We start from the raw sequence: 19,430 nt of genomic DNA, 5'->3' as shown, positions 1-19,430 counted from the left end.
TGACCCCGTTGACCCTTTATTTTTCGAGCGTTGAGGCCAGAAACACCGCGTCCAGGAAGCGTTCTTCCTTTCCGGTGGCGGTGACGGACATTCGCCTTATGCTCACCCCGTTGGGCGAGCTTTCTATCATGTGGATGAAACCGGCGAGCTGCTCCATGGAGATTCCCGAAAGTTTCATCTCCACCGTGGACGACTTGTAGGGGCTGCCCTCTATGGGCGAGACTGCGGGCTTCATGTACTGGACCGCGCTCTTTAAGCCGGCCTGCCCGGCCAGAAGGTCCAGAAAGGCGAAGAGCCTGAAATCGGCCTGACGCCCGGCCAGACGGGCCGCAGCCCCCTTCTGCCTGTCGGAGAGCCTTCGATAGTCGGCGGCGAGTTCCGCCACCTTTTCCCTGGCCGCCCTTTCCTTAACCACCTGCCTCTCCAGCTTTTCCCGGTAGGCGACGGCCCGGCTCACCCCCACCTCGTTGAACAGGAAGAGGAACACGAAGGCCGCCCCGAAGGCCAGCACGTATTTTTCCCTCTTGGCCAGAGCTAGGGTCATGGGGCTTCACCCTCCGTCGCGCCTTCCTTGCGCCCGGTTTCCTGGGAGGGAAACTGGCAGCGAAGGCGGAAGTTCACCCTTCCGGTGCGCTTGTCTATGTCGGTGGACACGATGGTCACCTTGTCGAAGGGCGGCGTTTTTTCCAGCCTCGACTGGACAGTGTCCACGGATGTTATGGAATCAGCCTCCCCGGACATCTGCACCCCCTCGCCGCTTATGGTGAGCTGGGAAAGGCGGAAGTCGGTGTCAGAGGCTATTCTCTCGCTGGCTGCCTTCAAAATGTCCATTACCCTCACCGCCTGCCCTTCCTCTGCGGGAAGGTCCAGGCTCTTTCCAAGGGCCGCCACCTTGTCTTCAAGGGTCTTTACCGGGTTCTCCCCAGGCGGCTCACCTTCCAACACCGAGGCCGCCAGGGCGGCGTTGCCGTAGGCTATCCTCCGGGCGTCCATGGCCAATAGCCTTGTCTGGGCCAGGAAATTGAAACTGATTACGAGAAAGAGGCACAGGACAAGGACGCCCACGTGGGACAGCTCCCCCCGGTAGCGCTCCCACTGGTGGGTGACGGCGAAGGGCCCCTGCCTTAAGTTGAAGCCCGTGGTGTCGGTGGGGGGGAAAAGGGCCAGGGCAAGGGCCGGATCCATGACCAGGGGGTCGTAGTCCTCAGCCTCGTCGCTTGAAACCGCTATGCCGGTTTCGGCCAGAAGGTCCGTCGCCGTGACCGTGAGCCCGGTGCGGTCGGCCAGGGTCCGGGCAAAATCCGGGCGGGAAAGGGCGCTTCCGGTGACGTATATCTGGCCCGGCGAAAAATTTTGCTCCACGGTTTCGGCCACGGCCCTTATGGTCATTTCCACCTGGGCCGAAAGCCTTACAAGGCCCTGGCCGAAGGGGCCCTCCACCCGCCTTGCGTAAATGGGGCGCTCGCCCGCGAAACACACCATCACCGCGCTGTGCGAAGAGGCCCAGAGAAAGATTCCCTGTTCCGGCAGGTTGTCCGCGCTGGCCAAAAGGCCCAAGGCTGCGGCAAAGGGGGCCGAGCTTAGGTGATCCACGGCCAGTTCCTGGGCTTCGAGGATGTTCAACTCCTCCGCCACCGACTCGCAGGCGAGGTAGGCGGCTATGCCCCTTACGCCTTCGTCCCTTTCCAGCACGTGAAGGTCGGCCACCATGTCTTCGGCCCGGAGCGGAACCTGGGTTTCCAGCTCCACCCCAAGAATCTGCCGGACCTTCTTTATTTCCGAAAAGGGAAGGGCGAGGTTTCTGAAATTGACCGGGCTGTCTGAAAACCCAGCGCTTACGCTCGCGCCGTTCAGATCGGTGCGCGCCGCCACCAGGGTGAGGGCTTCGGCGAGGGCGTCCGAAATCCCCATATCCTTTCCGGTGGCCACGTTGACACATGCGGCCACGTGGCTTGCCGACAGCCCGCGCTTCACCGCCACGGCGCTTACGCCGTCTTTCCGGATTTCAAGACCAAGCCGCTTTTCGGGCATCGTCAAGCCTTGGGATGAATATTAGAAGGATTTATAGAAGCGTTCCCGCCATCCGTCAGCCGCCCTGCCTGAAGGCCGGTCTTTTTAAGGGCGGTCTCGTCTTTATAACAGACTGATTTTTTTTAATCAACCAATTCGCTTAGATAAACAGGGCGACCGCATTTGGAAAGATGCAGGGGAGACTCGGACAGGGGTGGCGCAGGCTTTCTCGTTGCCTGGGTGCGCAGCACAAGAAGAACAGCGCTCAAAAAATAGTCAAAGCGCCCAGAAAAAGCCCTCTTGGCCTTCGGCCCCTGGCAACGAGAAAGCCTGCGCCACCCGCGTTTCCAAGTCCTTCACGAAAAATTTCCATATGCGGTGGCCCTGCTTAGATAAACAGGAAAGCCGCCCGCCGCGACCCTCACTTCCAGGCCAGGACCCGGCAGGAATAGTTGCCCTCGGCGTCCTTTTCCCTGGACACCACCGCGCTGACTCTGGTGATCATGGCCTCGCTGCGCCCCGTGGCCGTGATTTCGAAAAGGTCCGAGGACACCGAAACCAGGCTCTGGTCGATGGCCAAGTCCGCGCATCCGGGCGCGTTTTTGTACCAGGTGAGCTGGGTCACGTCGTTGACGTAGGTCTCGCTCTCCTTCATTTCCCGGTAGGCGATCAGGGACTCGGCCAGATCGGCGTTCTCCACCGGCAGAAGGGCCTTTAAGACCGGCAGGGGGGCGGTGGAGATGTTGATGTGGCCCGGATATTCCAGGGTCTTGCTGTCCCCGGTTCCCGTGGTGAGGGCGCCGAAGGCCGTTAGGTAGGGTGCTATGCCCGGAAGTTTCTCCGTGCCGTAAAAGATTTCCGGCGTCATGCCCTTTACCATGAGTAGCTCGTAAACGTCGCGCATGGGGCCGTTCCGGGCCTTGTAGGAGGGATCGAGGCCCTCGTAGTGGTCCGATTCGGCCCCGTTCAGGCCTGTCAGGGCGTCGTCGTCGTTTTTGTCCAGCCAGTCTTTCAGGCAGTTTATGATGTCTGTGGTGAGGTTCAGATCGGCGGTTTCCTGGAGGGAGACGACGGGCCTTAAAAACCGGTCCCAAAGCTCGGCCTGGGCCTTCACGAAGTCCTTGCCGTCCGGCTGCACCACCAGGGCGTTGACCTGGATGAGGCCCGAAAGATCTGTGATCTCAAGCGTAAGGCTTCCGGGCGTCACCCCAAGCTGGGCCAGAAGCTCGTCCCGTTTTTCGGGCCTTGCCCAGTCTTCCTGAATCGAGTCTGTCTCGCCTGCGGCCTTGTCCTTTAAAAGCATGGCCATTCCGACCTGGATGCCGGAGCTTGCCAGAAAGTTCAGGCGCTGGCGCTCGCCCGACGCGGCGGTTTTGGTCATCACGTTGCGCACCCTGCGGTGGGCCTCCACCGTCACCCCTATCAGTATGGTGATGACCGTGAGGGCCAGCAAAAGGGCCATGCCGTGCTGGCTTTTGCGAATAAGCCCGCGCAGGGCGGCGGCCTTCATGATGCCTCCGGGGGCTTGTCCCGCCACGAGGGCAGGTTGATGGTGGTGGTGAAACGCACCGGAGCGCCGTCCGCGCCGTTCGGCCCCACGATGTCCAGAATCACCCCCACGGACCTTGGGGTGGTGAAGGAGGATGTGTCGGAGTCGGAGTCCCAGGAAGTGCTCTCGTCGCCTTCCGCGCTGTAATAGATGAATTTCAGGGCCTTCACGTTGTCGCAAAGGATGGGGGCGGACCCTGGCCCTTCCCCGAAAAGCTCGGCCATGAATGCGTCCTTGCGGCGCAACACCCAGCCCGTGCGGCCCTCCGCCTCCTTGGTGACGTAATAGGTGATGGAGGCCGTCCCCTCCCTGCCGTCTCCGCCCAAGTCCACGTGGGCCAGGGACGCGAAGGAAAGCCTTGGGAAATCCCCGCCGCCCTCCCGCTCCGTGCCTTCCACCCGCCAGGGGTCGTTGTCGGAAAAGCTCGTTTCGGGCGGCTTGTAATCGGCGAGGCTCTTGACCCGTATGGCCTCAAGGTCTGCGGTCATGCGCTCCAGGCAGGTCTTGGCCTGGGAGTAGCCGTGAATGGAGCGGTCGGTGTGCTCGATGTTGTCCAGGGTCTTGGAGTAGGAGCCGAAAATGAGGCCGGAAACCAGGCCGAACACGGTGATGGCCAGAAGGATTTCAACAAGGGTGAAGCCGGAAGCCGGGCTTGGCGGCCTTGGGAACGAGGGGCGGCGGGGGTGGTCAGGATGCGGATACAAGCCGGAAGCCCTCCGCCTTGTAGCGATAGACACCGTTGTCGTAAATGACCGTCACCGAGAGGCGTTTCAGGTTTTTCGAGGTGTCCCCCAGAAGCAGGGCGCTGGTTTCGGTGACCTCGGTTTTGAAGGTGTAACCGGGATAATCCGCGCCGAAATCCCCGGAATCGGAAACCACCTGGTCGGCCTTGGCCGTCATGATGCGGGCCATCACCTTCTGCGCCAGAAGCGGGGCCACCGTGTCGAAGCGCACCCTGGAGGCCATGAACACCGACTGGCTCTGGAGCCTGAAAACGGCGGAGAGGGCGATGGCCAGAATGGTGACGGCCACCATGACCTCCATGAGGGTGAACCCTGATGGGGCTCGCTTTCGGCTGGAAATCAGGCGTCGATACAGGGGCATGGTGGGCATGGCCGCAAGGGGGGGGAAAGTAAGAGCTTAGTTACGGATAAGCTCCGAATCAGCCGCGACCGGAAAGGTACTTGTCCCGGCACTCCGTTGAACAGAAATACTCGGTCTTCCCGTCCACCGTGGCCGGGACCCCTTCCCTTAGGGGGAAATAGACCTGGCACTGAGGGTCCTTCACCATAACGTCGTCAATGGCGTCCGGCTGGTTACGGGTGCGGGGAATGGATGGGCCGGGGCCCGGATTCACCGCCTCCTTCAAGAGCTTGTACAGAAAGTAGAAGGCGGCTCCGACAAGAAGAAGTCTTATCATTTAGGGGCTGTTTCCGAAAAAAATTTGTCACACGTAAGGTTGCTTATTCGCCCTTCCGACAAGGCGCGCGACTGAGTAATAGCCAGCTATTCCGCAAGGAGCGCAACACAGTCGGAAGGGATGAAGACGCAACCGGCTGTAAAAGTTTTTTTGGAAACAGCCCCTAAGATGGACCATTTCCCAAGGGGACCACGTCGCCCGGGTTTTCTCCAAGGGCGTCCAGAAGGCCGCGAACCGTGATGCCCCTTAGGGGATGAACCCAGTCCGGCACTATATCACAAAGGGGGGCCAGAACGAAACGCCTTTTGTCCATGCGCGGGTGGGGGATTTCAAGGTCGTCCTCCCTCACCGTTTCATCCCCGTACAGAAGGATGTCCATGTCGAGCACCCTTGGGCCGAAACGCACCCCGCCTTTAGTGCGCCCCACCCTTGTTTCCACGGATTTCAGAAGCCCCAGAAGCTCGCGTGGGGAAAGAGAAGTCTCAACCACCGCCGCGCCGTTCACGAACCAGTCCTGGTCCTCGTAATCCACGGGCTTGGTGAAATAAAGGGGGGACACCGCAAGCACCCTGACAAGGCCGCCCTCTTCCAGAAGGGCCAGGCCCCTTTTCAGGTTCTCCTCGCGCTCCCCGATCTTGGAGCCGTATCCCAGGGCCGCTTTAACCATAAAGGCCGCCCGTCACATGCCCTGGTAGATGGGAAAGGCCGTGCACAGCTCCTTCACCCTGGCCCGCACGGTTGCCGCGAGCTCCGCGTCTTCGGGGCTCTTGAGGACCCTTACTATGAGATCGGCGATGATCTCCATTTCGGGCTCCTTCATTCCCCTGCTGGTCACAGCAGGGCTTCCCACCCGGATGCCCGACGTTATGGTGGGCTTTTCGGTGTCAAAGGGCACCGCGTTCTTGTTCACGGTGATTCCGGCAAGCTCAAGGGCCGCCTGGGCGGTTTTCCCTGTGACGCCTATGCTTCTTAAGTCAACCAGCATCATGTGGTTGTCCGTGCCGCCCGAAACCAGGGCAAGGCCGTGGGAGGAAAGCCGGGCCGCCAGGGTTGCGGCGTTTTTCACCACCTGCTGTTGGTAGCGGTTGAATTCGGGGGTGAGCGCCTCGGCAAAGGCCACGGCCTTGGCGGCGATGACATGCATGAGGGGCCCGCCCTGGATTCCGGGGAAGATCTGGCTGTCGAGCTTCTTGGCAAGGGCCGCATCCTGGGTTAGGATGAGCCCGCCGCGAGGCCCGCGAAGGGTCTTGTGGGTGGTGGATGTCACCACGTCGGCGTGGGGGAAGGGGGAAGGGTGGACCCCGGCGGCCACGAGCCCGGCTATGTGGGCCATGTCCACCATGAATTTCGCGCCCACGCTTTTTGCGATGCGGGAAAATTCGGGAAAATTGAGGGTGCGCGGGTAGGCGCTGGCTCCGGCCACGATGAGCTTGGGCCTGTGCTCTTTTGCCAGGGCTTCCAACTGGTCGAAATCTATGGTCCCGGTTTCCTTTTTCACCCCGTAGTGGGCGAAATTGTATATCCGGCCAGAAAAGGACACCGGGCTTCCGTGGGTGAGGTGGCCTCCGTGGGCGAGGTTCATTCCGAGAACCGTGTCTCCGGGCTCAAGCATGGCGAAATACACAGCCATGTTGGCCTGGGAGCCCGAATGGGGCTGCACGTTGGCGAAATCCACCGAAAAAAGCCTGCAAGCCCGTTCGATGGCGAGCTTTTCCGCCACGTCCACGTATTCGCAGCCGCCGTAGTACCGTTTTTCCGGGTAGCCTTCGGCGTACTTGTTGGTCATCACGCTTCCCTGGGCTTCCATGACCGCGCGGGACGCTATGTTTTCCGAGGCGATGAGCTCCAGGGTGTATTTCTGGCGGTCAAGCTCAAGAGCCAAGGCTTTTGCGATTTCGGGATCGGCCTTTCCGATGATTTCCAGGTCCACGGGTTTCTTCCTTTTCGGGCGGGGCGAGAGGCCCCAGTGATCATTGTTCAACGGCTCGGACCGCATACGGGAAAAGCCTTGTGGCCTTGCACAGCCTTTCGGGCATGATTCCGCTTGGAGGGCCGAACGGTTTTAGGCGTGATTTCTTATGTAATCCACGGCGTCCTGGACGCACTTGATTTTTTCCGCGTCGGAATCGGATATCTCCATCTCGAACTCCTCCTCCATGGTCATGATGAGCTCGATCAAATGCAGGGAATCCAGCTTCAAATCTTCGATGAACTTGGCGTGGGGCACCACCTCGTCGGGCTCCACCTTGAGTTTTTCGACGATGATTTTTTTGACTCTTTCCTCGATGGACATTTACTTTCCTCTCTTTTGTCGGAGCGCTTCCCGGCTTCTTCCCGCCCGGTGAAAGCCTCCGTTGTCATTCACATATAAAGGCCGCCGTTGACACTCAAAATGTGGCCCGTGATGAAGGACGCCTGATCGCCTGCCAGGAACATCACCGCGTCGGCCACTTCCTCCGCCGTCCCCATGCGTTTTGCCGGGGTCTGGGAGATGAACTGGTCCTTCACCTTGTCCGGAAGCACCGCCGTCATGTCGGTTTCGATGAAGCCGGGGGCCACGGCGTTGACCCTTATGTTCCATCCGGCAAGCTCCCTGGCCGCGCTCTTGGTGAGGCCGATGACGCCCGCCTTGGAGGCCGAGTAGTTGGCCTGGCCCGCGTTGCCCGTAAGGCCCACCACCGAGGCGATGTTAACGATGGAGCCGGATTTCTGCTTCATCATTATTTTGCCGACGTGTTTCAGGCAGTTGAAAACGCCTTTCAGGTTCACTGCAATCACATCGTCCCAGTCGGCTTCCTTCATGCGGAGCAGAAAGCCGTCGCGGGTGATACCGGCGTTATTCACGCACACGTCGCAGCGTCCGGCTTCTTTTACCACCGTGTCGAAGAATTCCGCAACCTTTGCGGAATCCGCCACGTTGACCCTAAAGCCCCTGGAGCCGGGGGCGGCCTCCTCGGTCTGGCGGCAGAATCCGTCGTCCGGGTCGAAGTGGTTGAAAAAGACCCTGTATCCCTGGGATGCGAGCCGGATGACGATGGCCCTTCCGATTCCGCGCGATCCGCCGGACACCACCGCCGTGGGGGTTTCTTCCATCAGGCGGCCCCGCTTTCGGCGACAGGGCGCAAAAGGGCCTTTGCCGCGCCACGTTCGCAAGGAAAGGCCGGGGCTTCGGGGCTTGTTTCGGATTCTTGGGTAAGCGGAAAACCTGGGGATTGGGGGACCGACATGCCGTTATCTCCGTCCGGCGGTTTTAAGCCTCACGGGGCGGGTGCGCGGCCATGGCCGGGTAAAGTGGGGGCCGGGAAAGGGCCGTGGCCGAGGGCGTCGGAACCTGCCGGTTTTCGCTGACGCCCCCTGAGTCCCCGCGCTTGGTGGGGCGGCGGGTGGGGCCTGAAATTTTCGGCGCAGCCCCGGACGAAAGAGGATGCGCCGCAAGAATGAGGGCCGGACCCCATGCCGGGGTCCGGCCCGGAGATCATTCCTTTGTCTCAACCACGCTTCTGCCCTTGTAGGTTCCGCAGTTGGGGCAGATGTGATGGGGCAGCTTGGGTGCCTTGCACTGGGGGCACACTACGATCATGGGCGCTTCGAGCTTGTCGTGGGTGCGCCTTTTGTCGCGTCTCTGCCGGGAGTGCCGGTGCTTTGGAAGAGGCATTTCAATACTCCTTGTGCGGCCCGGCCTTAAAACCCGTAAAAGGGCCGCGCTGGCCGTTATCGGATGTTTGCCGGACTTGTTTTATGGTTCCGTAAGTTTTTTTGTCAAAGCAGGCCGAAGGCCCTGCAAGCGAAATTTGATATTCCATAAAGGGCTGCCTTGTCAAGAAAGAACATCATTTTATAAGAGATCGGGATGAATTGACCGATTGAAGGCTTCCGAAATTTCATGCCCGCCGGTTTTCCGGGCCGTGGTCCTTGCCTTTCGCTTGTGGATGGGATTACAAGGATTTCGTGATGCTCGAAAAAGGCATGATCAAAAAAATGACGGAAACCGAAAAAGACGGCGGGGACTCGCCGGGCTCGCCCGGATGCGTGCGCTGCGGCCAGTGCATGAGCGTGTGCCCGGTTTACGGCGCAACGCTTCGGGAGGCCGATGTGGCGCGCGGCAGGCTGGCCCTTCTGCGCTGGGCGAAGGATCACGGCGAAAGCCCGGTTGAAGTGCCGGGCGATGCGCTTTACAGGTGCCTTTTGTGCGGGGCATGCTCGGATGTGTGCGCGGCCAGGGTCGACACTGTGGGAGAGTTCATCGGGGCTCGCAGGCGAAAATTCGCCGAAGGCGGGGCCTCGCTAAAGGCCAGGCTGGAGCTTGCGGCGCTCACCAGGGGCGACCTTGCGGGCGAAATCCTCCGAAAGGGCGGCAGGCTGGCCGCAGCCCTGGTTTCAGGCAGGATAGCAGACACCAGCGGGCTTTTCCTCCGCTTTCCGGCCTCGGTCCTTGCGGGCCGGGACGTGATACCCGCCCTGGCCGCCCGCTCCTTTCTGGATTCGCCGCCCGTGGGGGCGGTTTTTTCGCCCGATGCGAAAAACGTCGGCTTTTTTGTGGGATGCGGGGCCAACCACATATTTACTGACGCCTCCTTTGCCCTGTCACGCCTGGGGGGGCTTACGGGCCACAATATCCTGGCCCCCCGCACCCAGGGCTGCTGCGGGCTTCCGGCCCTGGCCTCCGGGGATTACGAGACCGCGCGCCTTCTTGCACGCCAGAACGTGGAGGCCTTTTCCGGCATGGACATAAAGGCCCTGTTGACGGTGTGCGCCTCCTGCGGCCACCAGGTGCTTTCCTGGCCCGACCTCATCGGCCCGGACGATCCCCTTTACGGCAAAGCGCTGGAGCTCGCCCGGCTCCACCGGGACGCCCTCCGCTTCCTCCACTCCGAAACCGACATCGCCGCCCGGCTTTCGGCCACCAAGGGGCCGCAGTTAAGGGTCCACTATCACGCGCCCTGCCACCTGCGCTTCGGAGCCGGGGCGGACGACAGCCCCCGAAGGCTCCTTGCCGGGATGCCTTCCATCGAGCTGGTGAGCGAGGGCGTCCCCGCCTCCTGCTGCGGCCACGGGGGGAGCTTCAACGCGAAGCACCACGATCTTTCCATGGAGATTTTTGAACCCTACGGAAAAAAGGTGATGGATGCGGCCCCGGATTTTGTCGTCACCGGCTGCACCGGCTGCCTTTTGCAATTCACCGAGGGGGTTTACAGGCTGAAAAGGGCCGGAAAGACAGGTGTGCTGCATCCCCTGGTGCTCCTGGAAAGGCTTTTGGGGCCATCCTGAAGGCTTGGAACGGAAAAGGGGAGAAAGGCCTCAGCCCCGCTCCCCCCTGCCGGTCATCCTTGAATCAGCGTACTATAAAACCTGGGCAGTCATTTCCTCATAGCCAGGGGCCATTATGGCCACTCCACGGCAACCGGGCACGTTTTTGACGGCGGCGATGGTTTCGCGGCATTTGGCCACGGCCTCGTCCCCGTACTTTTCTTTGGAAAGGGGAACGCCCGCGATTACGGCGCACTTGTCGGCGATTCCCGCCTTTTTGATGCCGTCCATCCAGGAGGAAAAAGCCGCGACATCGTAAACAGGCGAGGTGATGAAATACTTGGCACCCGCCGCAGCCTTCTTTTTTAGCACCGAAAGATGAAGCTCCGCCGATTTAACAAAGGGGTTGGCGGTCGCGCCCAGGAAAAAATTGGGCTCACCGGTCACGGCCTCTCCGTTGGGCAGGGCCTTTTCGGCCATTATTTTGTTGGCTATGGCAAGCATCAGCACTGCGTCCACATCGTAAACCCGCATCGACTGCGGCATGGAACCGATGTTCGGGTGAACGCCGTTGGTCACGAAGATGTTCACGATTCCAAGGGCTCCGGCTCCCAGAAGATCGGCGCACAGGGCCATGCGGTTGCGGTCGCGGGTTGCCATGCACATCACCGGCTCCACGTCGGCGTACAAAAGGGTGCGGGAAACCGCCAGGGCCGAGGCGGAAACCGCAGCCCCCGCGTTATCCGGGGCGATTACGGCGGTGACCTTGCCTTTTACCGAGGCGGCGAAGTTTTTCACGGGCGCAAGATCGACTCCGCACACGGAAGGGGCCAAGGCAAGGACAGCGAAGCCTCCGCCCGCCAGGGTATCATTCAGACGGCTTGATGTGCTCACAGGGTAAGGTCCTCCCTCACGATCTTCCGGGGGCCGCCCGAAAGGCTTGTTGACCAGTCCTTGGGGCCGATTGCTTTTTCCAGGCGGTCAAGCTGCCCAAGGCCCTTTAAGCGCTCGTAGATCATGTCCCAGATGCAGGGCGTGTCAGGGTTGGCCTCGCAGGTGCCATCCACCGAGCCGCCGCAGGGGCCGTTCAAAAGGCCCTTGGCGCAGCGGGTGACGGGGCAGAGGCCGCCGAAATTGACCAGCCCGCAGTTTCCGCAGGAGGAGCAGTACTCGGCCCATATTCCGTGCTTTTCGGTGCCGCCCATGAAGGTGGTGTTGAGGCCGGGAACCACCATAAGCCCCGGATAGGCTTCCGCGATGTACTGGGGGCCGATGCTGCACGCCAGGGACATCACAGCCTGCGCGCCGCTTTTCTTTATGGGCTCCTCCAGCCACTCGATGAATTCCGGCTCGCACTGGCGGTCAAGGGTAAGCTCGGTGATCTCGATGGGCCTGCCCGCTTTTTTCCGCGCGATGCGAAGGGCAGAGGCCAAAATAGCCACTTCCTTCTGGCCGCCGGCGTTACAGACCGAAACGCAGCCCTTGCAGCCCGCCATCAGTATTTTGTCGCAGCCCTCCACAAGGGCCAGAAGCTCCCTGATGGGCTTGTGTTCCGCCACTATCATGAAATGGCTCCCTTCCTAGGCGGCTTTTTCAGCCGGGTTATTCTTCTTGTCCGCCTTGAGCGGGTTTGGCCCCAGCTTGCGGATGATTTCCGTCATGTCATTGGCCACCTGGGCGAAAAGCGGCGCGTCGGAGGCCGATATGTTGAACATCTGCACGCGTTCGGGCTCGATCCCGGCATCCGCGATTATCTTTTTCACGTATGCCACGCGCTTTTTGGCCTTGTAATTGCCGGTGGTGAAGTGGCAGTCGCCCTCCATGCAGCCGGTTACGTACACTCCGTCGGCTCCGGCCTCCAGGGTGTGCAGAAGCGTTATGGCGTCCACCCGGCCCGAACATGGCACGTGGATTATCTTTATGTTGGGCGGGTAATCCATTCTTATGGATCCCGCAAGGTCCGCCGCCGCGTAGGAGCAGTAGTTGCAGCAGAAGACCACGATTTCCGGTTCAAACTGTTCAGTCATGATAAAAACTTTCCCCTGAGTTTTTAAGGGGTTCTGAAAAGTGCGGACATTTTCGCCTCAATCTGCCCTGTGCTGCAATTCTGCACCGAGATGGCCCCAACAGGGCATTCGGCGGCGCACATGCCGCAGCCCTTGCAACGGGCCGGGTCTATGTAGCTGACGCCCTTTTCGTTGATGGCCGGTATGGAATAGGGGCAGGTGCGCACGCAGGTGAGGCAGGCCGCACAAAGCTCCGGGTCAACCTCGGAAACCGGCCCCACGGTTATGGCGTCGCGTGAAAGTATGGTCACCGCCCGCCCCGCCGCTCCAAGAGCCTGCGCGATGGATTCTTCCGGGAACTTGGGTCCGTGGGCGTCGCCGCAGAGGAAGAGTCCGTCGGATGTGAAATCTAGGGGCCGGAGCTTGGGGTGGGCCTCAAGGAAAAATCCCTGTGGGTCCACCGTCAGCTTGAAAACTGATGAAATCTGCTTCGAGGCCGGGTTCGGGTCAAGGCCCGTGGAAAGCACCAGTTGATCCGGGGCCACCGTCATCCTGCGCCCCAATGCCGGTTCCGTGAAACGGACCTTGAGCGCCCCGCCTTCCATGAATGCCTCGGGCGGATTTTCAGCCTCGTGCCGGATGAACACCACTCCCAGTTTCCGGGCCTTTTCGTACAAAAGCTCCATGAAGCCGAAGGTTCTTATGTCCCGGTAAAGGACAATGACGTCGCCTGCGGGGTTTGATTCCTTGAGTTTGATGGCGTTCACCACCGCCTGGGTGCAGCAGGTGCGCGAGCAGTAGGGGCGCTCCGCGTTCCTGCTTCCCACGCACTGGATCATGACGGTGAGGCCCTTTCCCTTGGAAGCCCTGCCCGCCTTGATCCGTCCGGAAAGCGCCGTCTGGGTCAGAACCCTGTCGCTTTTGCCGAAAAGATATTCGGTTGTGGCCGCCTCCACCGCTCCCGTGGCGATGACCCCGGCTCCGTGCTTCACAATCACTTCCGCTCCGTCTGCCGTCTTTATCCGGCTTACGAAGTTGCCCACCTGCCCGGTTGACTTCTCCACCACCGAGCCGGTATGTACCCGAACCTTCTGGTGGGCGTTCACCCGGCTGATGAGGTCCTCGACGTGCCTTGCCTGGTCCCAGTCAGCCAGTGGCTCGGAGTTCTTGTAGCGACCGCCAAGGGCCTCGTCCTTTTCCACAAGGTGGGTAACGTAGCCCTGGCCCGCAAGAGTTAGGGCCGCAGTCATACCGCTCAATCCGCCTCCCACCACCAGCGCCGTGTGAACAACCGGCACGGATTTGGCCTCGATGGGGGTGAGCTGCTTGACTCTCCCCACGGACATGCGGATAAGCTCTTTCGACTTTTCAGTCGCAGCCGCGCCGTCTTTTGCATGGACCCAGGAGCACTGGTTCCTTATGTTGGCCATCTCTATCAGATACGGATTGAGGCCAGCCTCCACCAGGGTGGAGCGGAAAAGCTCCTCGTGGGTCTTGGGGGAACATGACGCCACGACCATTCGGTTCAACTGGTTCTTTACGATCATGTCCTTGATGGCGGCCTTGGAATCAGTGGAGCAGGCGAAAAGCATCACTTCCGCCGCTTCCACTTCCGGGAGGGTCCGGGCGTAGGCTGCGGCGGCCTCAACGTCCACCACCCCGGCAATGTTGGTTCCGCAGCAGCACACCACAACGCCCACCCGGGTTTTCTTGCCGAAAAGGGAGCGTTCGGCGGGCTTTGCCGGAGTGGAAATTTCGTAGCCCTTCACCCCCGCTATTGGCTCCATGGCCCGCACCGCAGCACCGGACGCCTCGGCCACGGTCTCCGGAATGTCCTTGGGGCCCGCAAAAGCGCCGCACACGTAAACGCCTTCCTTGGAAGTCACGAGGGGCGCTTCCGGCTTGGTCTTGGCGAAACCGAACTCGTTGACCTCGATTCCAAGGCGCGACGCGAGTTCCGCCGACTCAGCCGAAGGCTTCATGCCCACCGCCAGCACCACCATGTTGAAGCTCTCATCCACGGGCTTTCCGGTGGCGGGGTCAAGGTGCGTTAAAATCAAATCCTTGGTGACCGGATTTTGCGCCACCCGGGAGATCATGCTCCGCACGTACTTTACGCCGTTGGTTTCCCTGGCCCTCTCGCAGTAGGCGTCGAAGCCCTTTCCCTGGGCGCGCAGGTCCATGTAGAAAATGGTGGGTTCGATTTCGGGATGATGGCTTTTCGCCACCACGGCCTCCTTGGCAGAGGCCATGCAGCAGACCGAAGAACAGAAGGCCCGGCCCTCACGCAGGCGCTCGCGTGAGCCCACGCACTGTATCCACGCGATTTTCTTGGGCACGGTCTTGTCGGAAGGACGTGTGATGTGGCCGTCCGTGGGGCCGGTGGCGGAAAGGCAGCGCTCGAACTCCATGGTGGTTATGACGTTTTCATACCGCCCGTAGCCGTACTCTCCTGCCTTTTCAGCCTCGAAAAGATCGAAGCCCGGAGCCAGGATCACGCTGCCCACGGGAATATCGACCACTTCTTCCTTCTGGTCGAAATTGATGGCGTTTTGCTTGCAAACCTTTTCGCAGTTGCCGCACTTGCCCTTTGTGAGATGAAGGCAGTGTTCGGCGTCAATGGAGTAGACAAGGGGCACGGCCTGGGGATACCGTAAGTGAATGGCGCGGCGCTTCGTTAGCCCCTGGTTGTATGGGTCGGAAACCTTTGAGGGGCATTTTTCCGCGCACAGCCCGCAGCCCACGCAACGGCTCTCGTCCACGTAACGGGGATGCTTTTTCACTGTTGCCGTGAAATAACCGGGTGTCCCGGTAACGCCCACAAGCTCCGAAAGCGTAAGGATGCGGATGTTGGGATGGCCCGCCACGCCTATGAGCTTGGGCGAGACCATGCACATGGCGCAGTCGTTGGTGGGAAAGGTCTTGTCCAGCTGGCTCATGCGCCCGCCGATGGAGCTTTTACGCTCCACCAGATATACAAGGTAGCCGGAATCGGCCAGATCAAGGCTCGCCTGTATCCCCGCGATGCCGCCGCCCACCACCATTACCGCGCCCGTGGGGTCTTTTTTTATCGTCTCGCTCATTTGCTCCGCCGTCCTGACAGACTAAAAGACAAAAGCGCCTTATGCAGCTTTGATCACGCCCTTGGACCTCAAAAAATTCATCGGGTCCGTGAGGTGCCGCTTGAACCATCCTTCCGGCTTTTCAAGGCCCAGGGCCATTCCCGCTATCTCGCTTATGTAGATGATGGGAATGTCGTAGCACGTTCCCAAGTCCCTATTCATGCGGTCCTGGTACATGTCGAGGTTGGCCTGGCACATTTGGCATGATACCAGAATGCACCCGGCCCCGGCTTCCAGGGCCCTGTCGTAGAGCTTGCGCACCAGTGTGGTCATGATGTCTGGGCGGGACACCGCGAAGCTCGCGCCGCAGCAGTCGGTCTTGTAGGACCAGTCGATCACGGTGACTCCGCAGGCTTCGGCCACCCTGTCCATGCCGACCGGGTTTTCGCAGTCGCCGCTTTCAAGCGCCTTGGGGGGCCGGTTGGCCATGCATCCGTAATAGCATACAGCCTTGATGCCCGAAAGATCGGCCTTTTTGGCGCTTTTTATGGAGGCAAGAACTTCATTCCGCGAAAGGAGCGAGTTGAGGTCGGTCACCAAAACGTTCGAGCCTACCGGCTTCTGTGCGCGCTTCAAGCGGTTGAAGCACAGTGGGCATGGAGCCAGAACGTCGTAGCCCGCCTTTTCCGCCGCCGGAAGGTTCGAGGCCGGAAGCAGGACCGAAAGCCTGTCGCTCGTCACATGCGCGGAAGTCGCGCCGCAGCAGGTCCAGTCTATAAGCTCGTGGAGCCGTATCCCCAGGGCCTCGCACACCGCCCTTATGCTCTCGTCGTAATCCCTGGCCGTGGCTTCGAGGGAGCAGCCGGGATAATAGGTCAAGTCCATCAAGATTTCTCCTTAGAACAACTTCTTTATGCGGCTCTTCCCCTTGGCGAACTTGGGAATAAGCGACATCCTGCCCTTGGCCACCATTTTGAGGCCCAGCTTGACGTTTTCGATGACCGGGGCGCTAATGAGGTCGGCGGCCTGCCGGATGCCTTTAAGTTGATAAGCCCCCATGAGGGCCGTTTCCTGGACCCGCCCGAAAAGCCGGATGTTGTCCATGAATGTTTTATGGAAAGCCGCCACTTCTGGAACCTTTGGTTCGATGTCCTTTTTGATGGCCTCCTGCTTCAGAAAATCCATCAGGCGCGGCACGTCGATATTGTTCGGGCAGCGGGTGACGCAGGTCTCGCAGGACGCGCACACCCAGGGAGTCACGGCATCTTCCACCTCATCCATAAGCCCCGCCTGCATCATGCGGATAATGGCGTGGGGCATAACGTCCATGGCGAAGGCAAGCGGGCAGCCGTTGGTGCATTTTTCGCACTGGTAGCAGGCGAAGATGTCCACGCCGCTTTTTTCGGCGCAGCCTGCCGCGTAAGATGTATCGAAAGCGACTGCTTCGTTTTCGAGGTTCATATTTATTCCTTGAAGCCCTTGCATCAGCTTATGTTTTTGGCAACCGCCTACTCTTCCACAGACTCTCTTGCCAACATGTAGACCTTCTTCGGCACCACCTTGCGGTAAACCTGGGCAGGCTCCCTGACGACGCCGTCCACGGAAAGAAGGTCGCGTTCCACCTCGATTCCGAAAAGCCGCTCGTTCTCCGCCAGATAAGGAGCGATGAGCCGCCAGTCGGCCTTATCGAGTTCCATGAAAGCGCCCTCGTTAAGCTGCTCGTCAACCAGCGAGCGGTGAGGGTCCCGGATGTAGATGGCCCCGCCGGACGCCAGCGAAAAGAGATTGCTGCCCGGATAAGGGTTGGAAAGCGGCACCACTTTTCCGTCGTTGTCGAATGTGACGCCGTTCAGCACAACGAAGCCTCCCCCCTTGTGGGGGTCGCCCGCCATGAAGGATTCGGCCAGATAATCAAGCGCCGTGCCGTTGATGACCACCCTTGGCCGTCCCACGCCGTTGATGAGGGGCCGTCCTGCGGCGTTGCCCATGACGTAGATTTCGCCGCCCTTGGCCCCGTACAAAAAGGTCTGGCCCACGTCGCCGAAAACCACGAATTTTCCGCGCTTTATGATCTGGCCCAACTGGTCCTGTGCGTTTCCGTGGACCCTGATGGTCATGCCGTCTATGCCGCTTGCCATGTAGTCGCCGGAGGAATCGTAAACGTCGAATTCAACGTCATCGGTGTTCGGCCCCATGCCGCAGCCAAGGAAGCGTTGTCCCCGGTATCCGCAGCAGATGAATTTGCGCCAGCCGAGTTTAAAGGCCGCCACCTGCAGGCGCGCGTCGCAGTCATCGCCCTCCGGCTCGAAACCCGCCGCGTTCAGAACAAGCACAGCGTCGGCGCAGTGCGGGGCGACAAGGTTATTGACTGTCTGAAGGGTGATGAGCCGAAAGCGGCTTTCGCTTTCTGAGCCGATGGGAGCCACCGCGTCGAAAACATCGGTCAGGGTGTTGTGGATTATGTCCAGAACCGAGCGGCGCTTCAGTTTTCCCGTGGGGTAACGGCGGTCGTTCAGAAGCGTGAGGGCCTCGATGACCGCCGACTTTTCCGCATCGCCCTTCTTGGCGATCTCGGCCAGAATCGAGGCAGTGCCCCGAAGATCGTCAAAGGTGCCGGTGGCGATTTTTTCCGTAACCGCCCTGAAAATCCCGGTCGCGTCGCCGGTTTTCGCAAGCGCTTCGAGGCTTGCCGAAACCGCCGCCGAATCGGCCAGCGGCTTGGGAGCGACGGTTACGTCGCATTCCTCCTGGCCCTGGGGAAGGGGGACGGCGGCCCCGAACTTGTCGGCGCAGGAGAGCCTTTTTTCGCCGGGCTTTTCCGGGTCGTCCGCCACCGTGAAGATGAAGGCCCCGCCGTCTGTGTGGCTTCCGCCGCGCGCGTTCCAGTATTTGTCCGCAACCGGGCAGACCCTTGGGTCTTCGGCGGCAAGGCTTGCAAGGGTGGCGTCGAGAGCCTGCTTTTCCGAGCACACCAGCCCCACCTGGACCGCGCCGTCGTGAAGGGCGAAAACCTGGGGCCGCAACATTGCGGTGTCGGTTATGCCGATAAGCTGGAACTGCTTTTTTGCAAGGTTGTTTCTTGCGATGATGAAAAACCAGGGGCCGTCCGGCGAGCCGTGGATGTGCATGTGGCCAAGTTCGCGGTAGACCCGCTGCTTGTCTTCGGGAAGCTGGTCGAAGTCCATTTCCGTGGTGGGGGCGAGCGCCTCTATCACGTACTCAAGCGGATAGCCGTAGGTGCGGCTCAACTGGTCGAACATCAGAACCGCGACTTCCGTGTCCGTAAGGAAGTTGGGGTGGATGTTTTTCTGGCGCAAATACTCGCACACCGAATGATAATTGGCGAAGTCGCCGTTGTGGACCAGGGCTATGTCAGGCCCCATGAAGGGGTGAGCCCCGGCGGGGTGCCACACCCGGCCCTTGGTGGGGTAGCGCTGGTGGGCTATCCAGATGTGGGCGCGCACGTCGTCCAGGCGGTAGTATTTGGCGACCTCCTCGGCGTAGCCCACTATCTTCAAAATCATTATGTTGCGGCCCTGGCTCACGATGAAGGCCAGCTTGTCGCCGTGGGGGTCGTAGAACGCCTTGTTGAATCTTATGGTGTTTTGCCACAGGCACTCGTTTTCAACCTTGTCCGGGTCCTGGTTTTCCAGGCCGTTTTCCTGCGCGAAACGGGAGAGCACGTCGGGCTTGACCCGCACGAAATACCGCCACACGTCGGGAGGGCGCACCTCAAGGCCGGGGATTTCCCGGTAATCATCCAGGGTTGGAATCTGGCTTGCCGCCAGAACCTCGCAGCAGGGGAAAATCCCCTCCTCCTCGGCCTTTTTGCGGGCGTCAAGATCGAGGTAGGCCACCTGGACCAGGAAGGAATTGTCCAGGATTTCGCGGGTGACCCCAAGGTCTTCGGCCACCAGCCCCGCCGCCGCTATGCCGCCGCCCTTGCCGTTTCCCCGGTTGTGCATGAGACGGCTCGGCTCGAATATGTGCTTTCCGCCAACCGGGACCGAGCAGGCGAAGCCGGTGACTCCGCAGCCGCCTTCCTCTGCGTCCTTGGAGCGCATTGGGGGCATGACATCATTATAAAGGCGTCGCCGGGAGCGGCTTATAAGATCGGCGAAAGAAGGTGTATTCAT

The 19,430-nt window shown here is 60.5% G+C and carries 19 protein-coding genes; 1 reads left to right on the top strand and 18 read right to left on the bottom strand.

Annotation, left to right across the window (positions count from 1 at the left end; all coding sequences use genetic code 11):
• Window positions 1-16 precede the first annotated feature (16 nt).
• The 11 genes from HZB23_14405 to rpmF form a co-directional block, all read right to left on the bottom strand.
• The gene (locus HZB23_14405; GenBank protein MBI5845847.1) at window positions 17-544 is read right to left on the bottom strand and encodes a type II secretion system protein M; all 528 of its coding nucleotides are present in this window, start codon (window positions 542-544) and stop codon (window positions 17-19) included.
• A complete protein-coding gene (locus tag HZB23_14400) occupies window positions 541-2,031 on the bottom strand; it encodes a PilN domain-containing protein (protein ID MBI5845846.1) in 1,491 nt (496 codons plus the stop codon). The genes HZB23_14405 and HZB23_14400 overlap by 4 nt, the downstream gene beginning before the upstream one ends.
• Before the next feature lie 400 nt (window positions 2,032-2,431).
• Window positions 2,432-3,520, bottom strand: coding sequence for a general secretion pathway protein GspK (locus HZB23_14395; protein MBI5845845.1), 1,089 nt, complete (start codon window positions 3,518-3,520; stop codon window positions 2,432-2,434).
• Complete coding sequence (locus HZB23_14390; GenBank protein ID MBI5845844.1) at window positions 3,517-4,263, bottom strand: prepilin-type N-terminal cleavage/methylation domain-containing protein; 747 nt, start codon at window positions 4,261-4,263, stop codon at window positions 3,517-3,519. The genes HZB23_14395 and HZB23_14390 overlap by 4 nt, the downstream gene beginning before the upstream one ends.
• Window positions 4,247-4,603 carry a hypothetical protein gene (locus HZB23_14385; protein ID MBI5845843.1) on the bottom strand — a complete coding sequence of 119 codons (357 nt, stop codon included), beginning with the start codon at window positions 4,601-4,603 and terminating at the stop codon, window positions 4,247-4,249. Before HZB23_14385 ends, HZB23_14390 begins: the two co-directional genes overlap by 17 nt.
• 118 nt (window positions 4,604-4,721) lie before the next feature.
• Window positions 4,722-4,979 carry a hypothetical protein gene (locus tag HZB23_14380; GenBank protein MBI5845842.1) on the bottom strand — a complete coding sequence of 86 codons (258 nt, stop codon included), beginning with the start codon at window positions 4,977-4,979 and terminating at the stop codon, window positions 4,722-4,724.
• A 163-nt stretch (window positions 4,980-5,142) separates the two neighbouring features.
• Window positions 5,143-5,646 (bottom strand): 2-amino-4-hydroxy-6-hydroxymethyldihydropteridine diphosphokinase, encoded by a 504-nt coding sequence (gene folK / locus HZB23_14375; protein MBI5845841.1) that lies wholly within the window; start codon window positions 5,644-5,646, stop codon window positions 5,143-5,145.
• 12 nt (window positions 5,647-5,658) lie between these two features.
• The gene (locus HZB23_14370) at window positions 5,659-6,975 is read right to left on the bottom strand and encodes a serine hydroxymethyltransferase (GenBank protein ID MBI5845840.1); all 1,317 of its coding nucleotides are present in this window, start codon (window positions 6,973-6,975) and stop codon (window positions 5,659-5,661) included.
• Between the two features lie 66 nt (window positions 6,976-7,041).
• Window positions 7,042-7,272: an acyl carrier protein gene (gene acpP / locus HZB23_14365; protein ID MBI5845839.1), complete on the bottom strand. Its 231-nt coding sequence runs from the start codon at window positions 7,270-7,272 to the stop codon at window positions 7,042-7,044.
• 68 nt (window positions 7,273-7,340) lie between these two features.
• Window positions 7,341-8,072: a 3-oxoacyl-[acyl-carrier-protein] reductase gene (gene fabG / locus HZB23_14360; protein ID MBI5845838.1), complete on the bottom strand. Its 732-nt coding sequence runs from the start codon at window positions 8,070-8,072 to the stop codon at window positions 7,341-7,343.
• 382 nt (window positions 8,073-8,454) lie between these two features.
• On the bottom strand, window positions 8,455-8,634 hold the full coding sequence (gene rpmF / locus HZB23_14355; GenBank protein MBI5845837.1) for a 50S ribosomal protein L32: 180 nt from the start codon (window positions 8,632-8,634) through the stop codon (window positions 8,455-8,457).
• Window positions 8,635-8,930: 296 nt separating this feature from the next.
• Here rpmF and HZB23_14350 point away from each other — a divergent pair, with 296 nt between their 5' ends.
• Entirely contained in the window at window positions 8,931-10,247 is a 1,317-nt protein-coding gene (locus tag HZB23_14350) for a (Fe-S)-binding protein (protein MBI5845836.1), read from the top strand.
• Between the two features lie 72 nt (window positions 10,248-10,319).
• Here the strand turns inward: HZB23_14350 and HZB23_14345 are convergent, their stop codons facing one another.
• The 7 genes from HZB23_14345 to HZB23_14315 are packed head-to-tail and all read right to left on the bottom strand — an operon-like array spanning window position 10,320 to window position 19,430.
• Window positions 10,320-11,120, bottom strand: a complete 801-nt coding sequence (locus HZB23_14345; GenBank protein MBI5845835.1) for a methylenetetrahydrofolate reductase — start codon at window positions 11,118-11,120, stop codon at window positions 10,320-10,322.
• Window positions 11,117-11,791 (bottom strand): methylenetetrahydrofolate reductase C-terminal domain-containing protein, encoded by a 675-nt coding sequence (locus HZB23_14340; GenBank protein MBI5845834.1) that lies wholly within the window; start codon window positions 11,789-11,791, stop codon window positions 11,117-11,119. The genes HZB23_14345 and HZB23_14340 overlap by 4 nt, the downstream gene beginning before the upstream one ends.
• 15 nt (window positions 11,792-11,806) lie before the next feature.
• Window positions 11,807-12,253, bottom strand: a complete 447-nt coding sequence (locus tag HZB23_14335; GenBank protein ID MBI5845833.1) for a hydrogenase iron-sulfur subunit — start codon at window positions 12,251-12,253, stop codon at window positions 11,807-11,809.
• Between the two features lie 23 nt (window positions 12,254-12,276).
• A complete protein-coding gene (locus HZB23_14330; GenBank protein ID MBI5845832.1) occupies window positions 12,277-15,315 on the bottom strand; it encodes a CoB--CoM heterodisulfide reductase iron-sulfur subunit A family protein in 3,039 nt (1,012 codons plus the stop codon).
• Window positions 15,316-15,354: 39 nt separating this feature from the next.
• On the bottom strand, window positions 15,355-16,179 hold the full coding sequence (locus HZB23_14325; protein MBI5845831.1) for a CoB--CoM heterodisulfide reductase iron-sulfur subunit B family protein: 825 nt from the start codon (window positions 16,177-16,179) through the stop codon (window positions 15,355-15,357).
• Between the two features lie 12 nt (window positions 16,180-16,191).
• Entirely contained in the window at window positions 16,192-16,755 is a 564-nt protein-coding gene (locus HZB23_14320) for a 4Fe-4S dicluster domain-containing protein (GenBank protein MBI5845830.1), read from the bottom strand.
• Window positions 16,756-16,802: 47 nt separating this feature from the next.
• Window positions 16,803-19,430: a glutamate synthase gene (locus HZB23_14315; protein MBI5845829.1), complete on the bottom strand. Its 2,628-nt coding sequence runs from the start codon at window positions 19,428-19,430 to the stop codon at window positions 16,803-16,805.

This window comes from Deltaproteobacteria bacterium (assembly GCA_016235345.1).
GTDB lineage: Bacteria > Desulfobacterota > Desulfobacteria > Desulfobacterales > Desulfatibacillaceae > JACRLG01.
This window is presented reverse-complemented; position numbering and strand designations above follow the sequence as displayed.